Annotated in this window: 6 protein-coding genes and 1 pseudogene; all 7 read left to right on the top strand. The window is 48.5% G+C overall.

Translation table 11 applies throughout. The features are described 5' to 3' along the window. The first annotated feature begins 139 nt into the window (after nt 1-139). Nucleotides 140-1,276, top strand: a complete 1,137-nt coding sequence (locus ACTHRH_RS16680) for a DUF4261 domain-containing protein (protein WP_379291208.1) — start codon at nt 140-142, stop codon at nt 1,274-1,276. Nucleotides 1,277-1,918: 642 nt separating this feature from the next. Then, nucleotides 1,919-3,571 (top strand): cache domain-containing sensor histidine kinase, encoded by a 1,653-nt coding sequence (locus ACTHRH_RS16675; protein ID WP_440416625.1) that lies wholly within the window; start codon nt 1,919-1,921, stop codon nt 3,569-3,571. A gap of 105 nt (nt 3,572-3,676) precedes the next feature. Further along, entirely contained in the window at nt 3,677-5,260 is a 1,584-nt protein-coding gene (locus ACTHRH_RS16670) for an extracellular solute-binding protein (protein WP_440416623.1), read from the top strand. A 54-nt stretch (nt 5,261-5,314) separates the two neighbouring features. Then, on the top strand, nt 5,315-6,214 hold the full coding sequence (locus ACTHRH_RS16665; RefSeq protein WP_440416621.1) for an ABC transporter permease: 900 nt from the start codon (nt 5,315-5,317) through the stop codon (nt 6,212-6,214). Nucleotides 6,215-6,230: 16 nt separating this feature from the next. Then, nucleotides 6,231-7,106, top strand: coding sequence for a carbohydrate ABC transporter permease (locus ACTHRH_RS16660; protein ID WP_440416619.1), 876 nt, complete (start codon nt 6,231-6,233; stop codon nt 7,104-7,106). A gap of 60 nt (nt 7,107-7,166) precedes the next feature. Beyond that, a complete protein-coding gene (locus tag ACTHRH_RS16655; protein ID WP_440416617.1) occupies nt 7,167-7,931 on the top strand; it encodes a response regulator transcription factor in 765 nt (254 codons plus the stop codon). A 569-nt stretch (nt 7,932-8,500) separates the two neighbouring features. Further along, nucleotides 8,501-14,467, top strand: a pseudogene (locus tag ACTHRH_RS16650) (isopeptide-forming domain-containing fimbrial protein); the annotation flags it as partial. Between the last annotated feature and the right edge of the window lie 356 nt (nt 14,468-14,823).

Below are 14,823 nucleotides of genomic sequence, written 5' to 3'. Positions count from 1 at the left end.
CTGAGAGTCGAGGTCGCAACTAGGCCCTCTTTTATATTCCAATCCTAAAAAGACAATCTATTAGATTGATTAACCTCCCAACAGTTAGTAGTATAAACAATTATAGAACAATCATTTTATAATAAAAGGCGGGAAATGAATGACAATCCAGCAGCAAGCGGCTATGCAATCCATGATTGAATGGCTGGCGGATGAACATGAGCTCGGCCGGGAGCCCGGCAAAATTGAAATCGCGGGAGAATTTGATTTACACGGCATGCACTACTACATATTCAAGTATAAAAAATCGGTGTTAGGAAAATGGCTGCTTGGCGTTTGCGGCGGTTATGAAGACCCGTCCGATACGCAGCATTGCGGCCATGTGTTCAGCGAGATGCAGCCGTATGATCCTGCGACGGCGGAGCAAGAAGCCATTGCTCTCGTTGAAATGATCCGCCAGTACTGGATGGATCGGGCCGCAGCGCTCGAAGCAGAATCACAAAATACAGCATCGGAAGAAGAAGCATCCGAAGACGATTCATCCGGCATCTTCAACGGATTCGTTCTGCTCAATTCGCCGGAATGCGATCTGGAACAAATCAAAGCAAATCTGCTGCAGGATTGGAACATCACTTGTCCGCCTCCGGAGGAAGAGGGGCAAGATGCCGCTAAAGAAAAAGGCGGAACCCTTGTTTTTGATGTAGACGGCTTCATGTTGGCGGTCAGCTTTGTCGATGCCCCCGTACCGGATGGCGAAGCCGAATATTTTGCCCAGGCCAACTATTTGTGGAAGGATGCCGTCGAAGTTACCAAAACACATGTCGCCCAGATCATATTGGCCGTCTTTACCCGGTCCGGTTCCCCGCTCGACAGCGCCAAACTGTACACGAAGCTTGCGGCCAGTTGTTTGAAACTTCCGAACGCCGTCGGAATTTACACTTCCGGTACCGTCTTTCAGCCCGAGCTTTATCTGGAATTCGCGAACCTTATGAAATCCGATGATATGCTGCCCTTGTTGAATCTCGTACATTTCGGCCTTATCAGAACGGAAAACGGTATGGGCGCATATACTTACGGACTTCGAGCCTTCGGCAAAGATGAGATCGAAATCCTGGACTCTCAAGCGAGTCCGAGTGAGCTGCGCGATTTTCTGATTGAGATTTCCGGATATATCCTGGAACAGGACGTTACGTTAAGGGACGGGGAAACCATTGGTTTCTCGGCTGAACAGAGGCTGCCGATTACCCGTTCCGCAGGCGTGTATGTCAACGGAGACAGTCTGAAAATACAATTTTAGTTCTACATATGGCAGCCCAATCTTGGCAGATTCAATGGAAGAAACGAGACTAGAGGACCTCACACCTGCAGTCAGACACTTCATATCTTCCCGGAACAGAAACCATTTTGCAAAGAAACCTGGATGTCCAAAAGGACTTTCAGGTTTCTTTTTCCACATCAGGGTATTTAGTTCTTCGTAGTCTTAATGTAATGCATCTATTGGCATAAAAAGCTTCCGCTGATACCGGTTACTCATCTCCAGTTCCGGGGCTCCCCGCAAAGTACTAGGAATACGCTTCGAAGGTCATACGTCACTTTGTGGGGGATTTTACAGGGCTCCCCGCAGTACTGTATAAACCTTTGTCGAAGCAAAGCAGGTAGAACGACCGCGATTAGAGGAAGGTTTAGACGCCGACTCCGTTGGAGTGCGGACGGAATACGCTTCGAAGGTCATACGTCACTTTGTGGGGGATTTTACAGGGCTCCCCGCAAAGTACTGTATAAACCTTTATCGTGCAGCTAAACGGCCAAAAGGATGCAGATTCGCAGGCTTTTCAGCGGCCGTGTAGCGAAACGATTTTCCCTTGCCCGAAGAGGATATGACGGATAAAATGTGGAACAGCAAGGATTGGACTTTACACAGGGGAAAGAAGGGACTCTCATGAACTGGTTTCGCCCGCTATCCATCAAGAAGAAGTTAACTTTGTTTTTCCTCGTTTTTTTCTGTATCCCCTTTCTTATTATCGGAGTGATATGGTATAACAAAACGACCCAGACGATCGAGAACAGCGCGGTCTATTACAATGCGCAGTGGATCAGGCAGTTGAATAAGCGCCTGGACGAATATTTTGCCAGAATCAAGCTGGATACTCAGACGCTTCCGGGCGATCCCAGGATACAGCAGTTTGTCAAATACGATCCTAGCGACGCTTATAGCTTGTATTTGCTGAAGTCGGAAATCAGCCAGGAGATCTACCCGAAGATCGCCTACGGCAATAACGAATTCGCCGGATTCTATATGTATTCGGTTAAAGGTGCGGTGCTTGGCGATCAGATCGCGAACCGGTTGGGCGTCGACATTCGGGATTCGGTCGAACCGGATGAAAGCTTCAAGGTCATAGGCATTCAGAAAGTAGGAGGAGTTCCCGTCGTCATGGTACAGCGGAGCATCTTCGACAATATTACCTTCGGCTTCGCCGGAGCGATGATCTATGCTTTCTCGCTGGACCGGCTGCTGGATATGGATGACGGCCGAAAACCCGGGGAGGATGACCATATCGCTATTATCGATACAGCCAATCATCAGTTTCTGTATCATTCCGATTTTGCCAAATGGGGGGAAGAGGTCCCCGGTGTCTGGAGGGAGCAGATGCGGGAAACGAGCGGATATTTTATCGACCGCACTGCGGAGGAGCATAAAATTATCGTGTATGAAACCTCCAAAGCTACCGGAATGACGCTTCTGTCCGAGGTTCCTATGAACCAGCTGGTAGGTACGCTTCCCAATTTACGAATGATTACAGCGATTGTCGGGCTGATAATTCTCGCTCTCGCCTTCATTACCTTCAATAAAATTTTGTTGGAGGTCAAAAGATTGGTCGAGGTCATTCATCTCTCCCGCATCGAGCACAAAGACATGGAGCTTAAGCAGAGAGAAGCCCGTCTTCAAGCGCTGCAGTCTCAGATTAACCCGCATTTTCTGTACAACAGTCTGGAAATTATCAATTCCTATGCGATCGAGGCCAAGGTCAGGCCGATCAGCCAAATGACGGTCATGCTGGCCGGGATGTTTCGTTACAGTGCGAGTGATCCCCGGCATCCGGTACCGCTTCGCGAGGAAATTCACCATATTCGCAACTACTTAAGAATACAGCAGGAGCGCTATGAGCAGTTACGGTTCGACATCGCCGTAGAGGAGAAGGATCTGGATCAAGTTCAACTGTTCAGGATGATCCTGCAGCCTATCATTGAGAATGTGATTATCCATGCTTACGAAAATCACGGACTTCATCCTGGCGAAGTACTCATCGCAGGACAAGCGGAAGATGGCTGCTTCAAGCTGCAGGTGATCGATAAGGGGAGGGGAATGGATCCGGGCACTATGGCGAAATTTAATAAGGCCTTTGCGTCTGAAGATGTGGAGTCGGCAGGAAAGACCATCCGGCAAATCGGCCTCTGGAATGTTCATAGCCGGCTGCGCTTGGCCTTCGGGCCCCCTTACGGGCTGCACATCCTGCATTCCGGTGAAGAGGGAACCTGTTTCGAAGTCCGACTTCCCTATCGCCCGGCAGACGAAATAAATACATGGTCATAGCCCGCCAGCGAGGAATTGACCATAATTTCCTTAGTTAGACCATATAGGCCGCGCACGGCCATTGATATAATCGATTGCAAACATAGAAAGGGAGGTAGACCGAACATGAAAGGACGGTCAAAAGCAATAGGTTCCGTATGTCTTCTTGCTGCAGCGCTTACATTGCCTGCTTGCGGAAGCGGTGCCAAAGAAACGAAGGGGGCAGGCCCGGAACAGGAGGCGAAGCCGGTCAAGCTTCATATTCTGACGACGGATGGCGGAGGAATGTTTGCCGCACAGGCTCCGGCGAGTGAGAAAGAGAAATATATCAAGGAACTCAGCCGGCTATCCGGCTATGATCTCGAGTATGAATTGATGACCTGGGGAGGCGGTGCGGACTATAATCAGCAGTTGGCTCTCCGCTTTGCGTCCAGAGATTTGGGCGATCTGGTGATGACCAGCGGAATCAGCTCGAACGTACATGCCGGCGCTGTCGATCAGGGGGTCTTCCTGGAGCTGGACGAGCTGTTGGATAAATACGGACCCAATATTAAGAAAAATATTCCCGAGGTGGCCTGGAAAAGTCCCCGCGTTCTAAAGGACGGGAAGACATACGGTATCCCGATTCTTGCGGCGGCTCCGGCAACCCGGATCATGTTCATCCGCCAGGATTGGCTCGATAAGCTCAATATGGATGTGCCGACTACCCTGGACGAATTTCTGCAATTTGCCGAAGGCGTGAAGCAGAACGATATGAACGGAGACGGCGATCCGAATAATGAATATGCCCTGGCCATTACGGACAATATCGGCTGGAGCGATGTGTTCACCGGGTCCTTCGGCGTGCGGCCGGGCGCGTGGCAGATGCGCGACGGGCAGATGGAGCCGGATATCATTCAACCGGAAATGAAGGAAGCAATCGCTTTTTATAAGAAGCTGTATGACAACGGTTACATTCATAAAGATTTCGTCACCAAGAAGCAAGCCGACCGCATCACTGAAATTTTCAAGGGCTATGTTGGTTCCTATGGGGCCGCCGCCAATCAATATGGCACTTTCACCGATATCACCAAGTACATTAACCAGCCGGATGCGAAGACGACCATGATCGTTCCGCCGAAAGGACCGCGCGGAGAATCCTATTTCCAGCCGCAATCGGAAGGAATTGATTTCGTATGGGTTATTCCATCCACAACGAAGAATCCTGAAGAGGTTATCAAATTTCTGGACTGGGCATGGGGAACCCCGGAAGCGGATAAGTTCTTCGGCTTCGGGATAGAGGGTCACAATTATACGGAGAAGGACGGGAAAATCGAATATGACGCCGAAGCTCCGGTCAACGTAGATAATCAGGCCAGCGGCTTTCACCGCAAGACCATTAATGTACGGGGCTCCAGCCGGTCTTCCCTGATCAAGTATGTGCCGGAAGAGGAGCATATCATGAAGGGTTATGAAGATGCGGAGAAATCTGTTTACAAGCATGATTCGCTGGGAATGCCGCCGCTGGAGTCTCTGGTGGGGCATCCGGAGCTTGCCGTGGATCTGTCAGCCGGAAGCATTTTTTACGATACTTTCGTGAAGCTGGTCGTGGGCAAGGAAGACCTGGATGAAGGCTTCGACAAGTTCGTGAAGGAATGGAAGAGCCGCGGCGGGGACCAAATGATCAAGGAAGCGACTGAATGGTATACATCTTTCAGACAGGGACAATAAGGTAATGGCGTCTGGAACACTACTTTCCATTTCATCACGAAAGGAGACGTACCATTGCTTCGGAAAATCAAATGGACGGACCCTGTTGTCCTGTTTCTAATCGCGCTGCCCGGATTGCTTCATTTTCTTATCTTTAAGTACATTCCTCTGGCGGGGAACATTATAGCTTTTCAAGATTTCAATTTGTTCCAGGGCTTCCTGCACAGCAAATGGGTAGGCTTGAAGCATTTCATCTATATGTTCAACTACCCGGAATTCTTCATGGTCTTGAAAAATACGCTGAGATTCGGATTGTATTCCATTCTGTTCGGGTTTCCGGCTCCGCTGCTTCTGGCGCTGCTGTTGAATGAAATCCGTATGGAATGGTTTAAACGGACTATGCAGACCTTGCTTTATCTGCCTCACTTCTTGTCCTGGGTTATTGTTGGCGGAATTTTCGTTGAAGTTCTGGCCAATGAGGGGATTGTCAACACGATTCTGGGCCGGTTTGGCTTCGAGCCCGTATCCTTCCTGACTGAGCCCAAGTATTTCCTCGGCGTTGTCATTGGTGCGGGAATATGGAAGGAAATCGGATGGTCGATGATCATCTATCTGGCCGCCATGACCTCGATTAACCCTAACTTGTACGAAGCGGCTATGGTGGACGGGGCAGGGCGCTGGAGAAGAATGTGGAGCATTACGCTTCCTTCGCTAATGCCCACGATCATCATTCTGTTCCTGCTGCGCATCGGCCATCTGATGGACGCCAATGTGGAGCAAGTCCTATTCTTCCTGAACCCGCTCGTAAGGGAAGTAGGCGAGGTGTTCGATACTTATGTATACCGGGTCGGGTTGACGGGAGGCCTCTACAGCTATACAACGGCTATCGGTATCTTCAAAGCGGTGGTCAGCGTCGTTCTGGTCGTCTCGTTGAACAAGCTGAGCAAGAAGACGACCGGGGAAACTATCTACTAGAAATGGAGGGACTAATATGAACATGGAGCGTTCGGATAAGCTGTTTCAATGGACCAATGGTGCTGTCATCCTCCTGATTAGTCTTTCCATGATTGCTCCGATGATCCACCTGCTTGCCGTGTCCTTGAGCGATCCGGTATATGCCGGGGCCAAGCTGGTTTATTTGTGGCCGAAAGGGTTTTTCCTGGATGTGTACCATACCTTGTTCGGTATGGCGGATATGTGGCGCGCCATGGGGGTCAGCATCTATATCACTCTCGTGGGAACCTTGCTGTGTCTCCTGCTGACTTCGTCCCTGGCCTACACTTTGACGAGACCGCGGATGCCCGCGCGCAAATGGATAGTGGGACTTATCCTAATCTCCTTTATTTTCCCGTCGCCGCTGATCCCCAGCTTCCTGGTGGTCAACGCGCTGGGAATGAATAATACGCTGTGGGCGTTAATTATTCCTGGTGCACTAGGCGCCTATTATATTATCATTATGAGAACCTTCTTCGCAGGGATCTCCAAAGAGCTGATTGAAGCGGCCAAAATCGACGGCTGCGGAGAGTTCGGAGTTTTCGTGCGCATCGTCCTGCCGCTGTCCAAGGCGGTCTTGGCTACGATTGCTCTATTCCATGCGGTGGGGCAGTGGAATTCCTACTTCGGCGCACTCATTTACATTCGCTCGGAGTATTTGTTCCCGCTGCAATTGAAGCTTCGCAATATGGTTCAGAACAGCAGCTTTGACTCGGGCTTCGACAGCAACATGTTCGATACGGATGTGCTGCAGACTCCGGAGATGATTAAGGCGGGCGCCATTATCTTCACGACGCTGCCTATTCTGCTGGTGTATCCGTTCCTGCAGAAGCACTTTGTCAAAGGAGCTATGCTCGGGTCTCTCAAAGAATAGAAGGAGTGTGCCTCCGATAGTCGAACGACGGCTTTATCCTTTATCAGGGGTGGGTAAGACATGCTTAATGTTATGCTGGTTGACGATGAACGGGTCGTCAAGAAGACGATCCGCACATTGATCGAAACGGAAACGGAAGGGATACGGATTGTGGCTGAAGCGAGCGACGGGAGAGAGGCGCTGCAAGCTCTCGAGTTTTATACCCCCGACGTCGTAATAACCGATATTCGCATGCCGGGGATGAGCGGCCTTACCCTTATGCAGGAGATGAGCCGGCGCCAGATCCAGACGGACTTCGTTATCCTGTCCGGATACGGGGATTTCCAATATGCCCAGACGGCCATTCGCTGCGGGGCGGCGGATTATATTCTCAAGCCGATCGATCCGGATTATTTCGTTGCCATGCTTCAACAATTGAAGCATAAGAGGCAGAGCCGTCCGGCAACCGTCGAACCGGTCCATGAGCCGCAGGCCATAGGAGAGAACAAGCATCCGATGATAAAGGAAGTACTGTCGGTTATGGCATCGCGGTACTCTGACCCGAAGCTGTCATTGGGCGAGGTAGCTGATGATTTCGGGATAACTCCGAATTATTTAGGCACCCTGTTCAAAAAGGTGACCGGCGAATCGTTCATCCGCTATTTGACCCGGTTGAGAATTGAGCAGGCCAAGCGCTATTTACAGAAGCCGTTCATCAAGGTGTATGAGATTGGCCATTCGGTTGGGTTTGAGGATTATTCCCACTTTGCCAAGACGTTTCGGAAGCTGAATGGGTGCTCCCCAACCGAGTATCGGAACGAAATGGTTAATCAATGGAACGGATAAGATCGCTCTCATAAAAAGCGAAGACAGCTAGATGCAAGCCTTCCCGGCCATGGATTTCTATAGTGATTCGTGTCATGGGAATAAGCAAATGTGCACCCTCCTGTTTTCCCTGCCTGGGGAAGCAGGAGGTTTCTATTTATTATAGAGAAATAGAAAGAATAATTTCCGCCTATATAAGCGGGCTGGGTATTTTGTCCTCTCACCGAGAATAATATTAATCATTTTTAGTGAATCCTTCTTATTTTTTATATTATTTGGAGGAATAGATCAAAAGATGTCGAAGTGTTTAAAACAGATGTATAATCTTCATAAGATTTAAACAATAGTTTAAATCCAAGAAGGAAGGTGGTTGTCGAATCTCTGATGATGTTTTCCTACATGATTATATGGTTCATATCAGAACAAAAAGATAGGGGAGATGGTATCGAAATCAGTTGCGACCATCATATGAGCAAATTGACAACGGATAAGAAAACGAATGGTTTTGAACATGTAATGCATAGTGGGAAAGATCGATACTGAACTGAACTTATACTACCGGTCTAACAACCACGATGGGAGGGAAACGCTTGAGTAGTACTCGCTTAACGAGGGCAAACAAATACAAATTAAAACAGTTCCTCGTTAAATTTTGTGTATTTTTACTCGTCATTGGGGGGGTACTGCCGTTTGTTTCGCCTGCACCAATCCATGCTGCAGAACCCTTTTCGATTAATGATGTAGATTCCTATGGTGCCCAGGGAATGACCCTTGTTCAATTTGATGGAAATAACCCAACAACTACTGCCAAGGCAAGTGTCCCTATAACAGGCATCACTGTGAATAATTTAAACGGATTAGCGCTATCTTTGACCGAAAATGCTTTCTATGCTAGTGCCCTTGGATCAGCTAACTTTTACAGAATCGCTGCTGATGGGAAAGCAGAATATGTAACAACGTTAGATGGTATCGCGGGCAATGCTGTAATTTATGATGGGAAATATTATTATTCTTATGGAATTGGCGACAAAGCATTCCTAGGTTCTTATGATCTAAGTACCGGCAATAAGACTTCTACCGAAATAAAGGGCCTTGATAGCTCGGCCGCAGACTTAGGAGGCGATATTGTTGCCGATGGTGACGGCTACCTCTGGTTTTATAGAGCTAACTCAGTTATGCAGTTGGATCGAGAGACTGCGAATGTTTTACGCAGAGTCCCTATAACTAATTCAGATGGTGTAGCTATAGAGTGGGGGGTTAGAGGAATCAGCTTTTTGCCCAGCGGAAAAATGCTGCTGGCTGGCGGTAATCCTAATCCAAAATTCTATATAATTGACCCGGAAACTAATAGTACCACTTACCTAGGCGCTATGACAGGGGGTTTAATTTTTGACTTAGCATCAAGAGTTTTGCCGGAATTCGAACCCAATCGTCCAGTACTTGAATCTAAAAAAACAGCAGAGATTCTGGAAAAAGCGGAAGGTAACACCGATGTGGAACATCCGGAAGTAGGAGATACGCTTCTTTATACGATTCAGACGCGAAACACGGTCGAAAACAGTCTGGTGAAAAACCTCGTCATTTCGGATGAGATTCCGGAAGGGTTGGAATATGTATCGGGTACCCTGACTGTAGATGGTACAGTCGTCAGTGATGATCAAGATGATGATCAAGGCGAGAATGTCGGTGCTAAAGCAACCGGAAGGTTTGGAGATGTAGCGGATACCGAATGGCATACCCTTACGTTCCAAGTGAAGGTTACTTCTGGACAAGCCGGCCAGACCATTGAAAATATTGCCGCTATCACTGGCGACAATCTAGACACGCCAGACGAGCCGAACCATACCATTGACGTGTATCCGCCTGATCCGATAGAACCCCCAAACGCCTGTGCAGCACCAGTGGCGCTGATTAATGGTAGTTTTGAGGAACCGGATTTGTCGAATCTTCCTGATGATGCTATCAATCAAAGTGGTAAATCCTCTTGGATGTACATCTATGATGATTTTGTACCAGGCTGGAAAACTACCGATAGTACAGGAGTTATTGAATTTGGCTCTCCAACTAAACTTGGTATAGATCCTGATATAAATAGCAAATACCATCATATAACTGATGTCCCTGATGGAGAGCAGTATGTAGAATTAAACGCTTCTGAATCTAGTCAATTGTATCAGGATGTAAAAACAACTCCGGGACAAACGATTAGTTGGCGACTATCACACAGAGCTGCATACCATAGACATGTGCAAGGGTACGATACAATGACAGTTAGAATCGGTTCAAATACGACTGCTCCTGGTGATCTACCGGTTGTTGAAACGATAAGCACCCACACTTCTGAAGGGTGGGTAGAGTATCGTGGAACTTATACAGTTCCTGCTGGTCAAACTGTAACTCGATTTGGTTTTGAAGCAGTAGACTCGGTTCACGGGGAACCTCAAACTGGCAATTTCCTAGACGACATCTTCCTTGGCACTGAACCATGTGTTGTCGCAGAAAAAACAGCTTCTCCGGAGGGCGAAGTCTTCGCTGGCCAAGAGTTAACCTATGAAGTAACCATTAAGAACAATGGTGGAGACATTGCGGCTAATGCAGTTTTTGAGGACGCTATTCCTGAAGGTACAGTATATGTTCCAGGCTCGTTAAAAATTACAAACGGACCGGGGCAAGGCGACTTAACAGATGAAGACGATAGCGATGCCGGTCATTTCGACGGGCAGAAAGTTATTGTTAAGTTAGGAGACCTGCCAAACGCGAGCAATTTACCTGATGGAATTACCGTTCAGTTTAAAGTAAAGGCTTTAGTTAGTGATAGTATCAATCAAATTGTCAACAAAGCACAAGTAAGCTATGACAATCTATTAACAAATGAAGAAGAACAAGTCGATTCGAATGAGACGAAAACACCACTTACTTATCAGAAACCGGTGTTAGAATCGACGAAGACCGCCACCATCCAAGATAAAGCGGTTGGGAACACCGATTTGGAACATCCGGAAGTCGGGGACACGCTGCTGTACTCGATCAGTACGAAAAACACCGTAACAGACAGCTTGGTCAAAAACCTGGTCATCTCAGATGCGATTCCAGAAGGCTTGGAGTATGTAGCTGGAAGCCTGAAAGTCGATGGTCAAACCGTCACCGATGCAGAAGACGATGACAACGGCCACTACAAAGAAGGCACCGTCATCGGTCAATTCGGTGACATTACGGATACGGACGAACACACATTGACCTTCCTCGTCAAAGTAGGAGCGGGACAAGCTGGAGCAGATATTAAAAATATCGCCACTGTCGGTGGTGACAATACGGAAGTTCCAGATAAGCCAGAAGAAGAAGTACTGGTATATCCAAGAGATCCAAAGTTTGCATCCGAAAAAACGGCAGCCAACTTGGATCAGGCTAAAGAGAAATTCGAAGTTGGCGATACCGTTGTTTATACCATCAGAGCTCGAAACGCTGTATCTGAAAGTATCATTAACAACTTCACGATTACAGATAGTCTGATCGAAGGACTGGAATATGTCGAAGGCAGCTTGAAAACAAATCCGGAAGTAAATGCAACATTTGAGGATGGTACATTTACGGCAAACTTCGGTGAAGTAAAAGATACCGAGTGGCGTACACTGACCTTCCATGCCAAGATTCAGTCTGGACAATTAGGCAAGGAACTGAAAAACATTGCGACGGTGGAAGGTGAAGATGTCCCACCAGCAAAACCAGAAGTTCCGATCAAGGTTGACCCGAAAGATCCGAAGCTGGAATCTAAGAAGATCGCTAGTATCCACGAAAAAGCGGATGGCAATAAAGATGCCGATCATCCAGAAGTGGGCGACACGATTCGTTACACCATCACAACAAGGAATACGGTCGAAGATAGCTTGGTCGAAAACCTGTTCATCACGGATATGATTCCCAAAGGCTTGACCTATGTGCCAGGCAGTCTTGTAGTCGATGGTGAGGAAGTATCGGATGCCGAAGACGATGATGCAGGCCATGTCGTCGGAGGCACAGTCACAGGAACCTTCGGTCATGTGACGGATACCGCCGAACATACGGTTACCTTCTTAGTGACCGTAGACCAAGGCCAGGCTGGCGCAGACATTAAAAACATCGCCACTGTCGGTGGTGAAAATGTTCCTGAACCAGACAGCCCGGAAGAAGAAGTACTGGTATATCCAAGAGATCCCAAGTTTGAATCCGAAAAAACGGCAGCGAACTTGGATCAAGCTAAAGAGAAATACGAAGTCGGCGATATCGTAGTTTATACGATTAAAGCTCGTAATACTGTGTCGGAGAGTATCATTAACAACTTCACGATCTCGGACAAGCTGATGGAAGGACTGGAATATGTCGAAGGCAGCTTGAAAGCAGATCCGGAAGTAGATGCAGCATTTGAGAATGGCACCGTTACGGCAAACTTCGGTGAGGTCAAAGATACCGAGTGGCGTACGCTGACCTTCCATGCCAAGATTCTGTCCGGGCAATCCGGGAAGGAACTGAAAAACATTGCGATGGTGGAAGGTGAAGATGTGCCGCCAACCCATCCAGAGGTTCCGATCAAGGTTGACCCGAAAGATCCGAAGCTGGAATCTAAAAAGATCGCCAATATCCATGAAAAAGCAGATGGAAATACGGATGCCAACAACCCAGAAGTGGGCGACACCATTCGTTACACCATCACGACAAGGAATACGATCGCAGATAGCTTGGTCGAAAACCTGGTCATCACGGATATCATTCCGGAAGGTTTAACTTATGTGCCGGGCAGTCTCGAAGTCGATGGCAGCAAAGTAACCGATGCCGAAGACAATGACGCCGGTCATGTGGTAGGCGGCAAGGTCACAGGAACCTTCGGTCATGTGACGGATACCGCCGAACATACGGTTACCTTCTTAGTGACCGTAGACCAAGGCCAGGCTGGTGCAGATATTCAAAACATCGCCGTAGTCGGTGGAGACAATACGGAAGAGCCGGATGAACCGTCGACGACAATCGAAGTATTCCCGCGGGATTCGACGCTGGAATCGGTAAAGACGGCGGTCAATCAGGAAGCCGGCAAGAGCGTGTTTGAAGTCGGCGATACCGTGATCTACACGATTAAGGCTCGTAATACGGTAAGTGACAGTCTGATCCGCAATTTCGTCATTTCCGACGTCCTACCGGAAGGCTTGGCCTACGTACCGGGCAGTCTGAAGGTCGATGGGGAATCGGTCACCGATAACGTGTACGTCAACCTCAATCGAGCTACAGTTACCGTTACCGGAAGTGTATACGCTAATCAAGCCACAGTTACCGAAAATGTATATGATGATAACGGCTACTTTGCCGACGGTCGGGTCGTTGGAATGTACGGGGATATATCGGATACAGAATGGCATACGCTGGAGTTCAAAGCGATGATCCTGGACGGCCAAGAAGGCCGTAAGATTGTGAATATCGCCGAAGTAACCGGAGGCGACATGGACAAGCCGGGTCGACCGACGGTAGAAATCGGCGTGGAGAACAAACCGCCGACGGATCCTGGCGATGGGACGGATCCTGACGATGGAACCGATCCAGGAAACGGAACCGACCCTGACGACAATCATCCGCCAATCGTACCGGACTATAAAGTAACTACACCGAAGGATACGCCGGTATCCGGCAAAATCGAAGGTGAAGATCCGGACGGCGATGATCTTACGTATGAAAAAGGCAAAGATCCGAAGCATGGCAAGGTGGAAGTAGACAAAGATGGTAACTGGACCTATACGCCAGATCCGGGCTTTGTCGGCGAGGATAGCTTCACAGTGATCGTTGATGACGGCAAAGGCGGCCGGACAGAAGTCACGATCATCGTCGAAGTGAAGGAGCCGAATACTCCGCCAACGGATCCTGGAACAGACCCAGGAAACGGAACCGACCCTGATGACAATCGTCCACCGACTTCACCGGATGTTAAAGTAACGACACCGAAGGATACACCAGTATCCGGCAAAATCGAAGGTGAAGATCCGGACGGCGATGATCTTACGTATGAAAAAGGAAAAGATCCAAAGCATGGCAAGGTGGAAGTAGACAAAGATGGTAACTGGACCTATACACCGGATCCGGGCTTTGTCGGAGAGGACAGCTTCACGGTGATCATTGACGACGGCAAAGGCGGCCGGACAGAAGTCACGATCATTGTCGAAGTGAAGGAGCCGACAACTCCTGCGGAACCGGACGAGGACACCACCCCTCCATCCAGCGGCGGAGGAACACCTCCGACTGACTCTAATGATGAGGAAGACGAAACCTCCCCATCTGAGCCTGGAGAAGGATCCACATCCGGAGATGTTGAGATTCCTTCAGAACCAGAAGAAGTAACACCTCCGGCAGAACCGGAAGAAGAGACAGCATTACCTGCAGAACCAGAGGAAGCAGTGACTCCGGAGGTGCCTGCAGATAACGCTTCGCCGGCCCAATCGCCAGCTTCAGAGCACAACCGATTACCGAATACATCCACCAACTTGTATAACTTAGGAGTATTCGGAGCACTAATTCTGCTTGCAGGCTTGCTGCTCATGAGAAGAAGAGGCAAGATGCAATAATCCCGGCCATGATTTCCATAGTGAAATCGGCTAATGGGAATACAGCATTGAGTAACCTCCTGCCTCCCCGTCCTGGGGAGGCAGGAGGTTTTCTTTAACGGCGACAGCCGTTTCTGCTTGTATGGAAAGAAGGAATGACTCCCCTTATACAGCGGGCTGGGTATTTTGTCCCCCCATCACCTATTAAGTCAAAAATTATTAGTTACTTTTTCCCGGTTTTTAAATCATTGGAGGAATAGATCAAAAGATGTCGAAATATTTTAAAACATTTGTTTAACCATAGCTGGAGTTAAACATATGTATAAATCTAGCTGTGGTGGTGCCGAATACATCCA

It is taken from the genome of Paenibacillus sp. SAFN-117, assembly GCF_051966115.1.
Taxonomy (GTDB): Bacteria; Bacillota; Bacilli; order Paenibacillales; family NBRC-103111; genus Paenibacillus_L; species Paenibacillus_L residui.
This window is presented reverse-complemented; position numbering and strand designations above follow the sequence as displayed.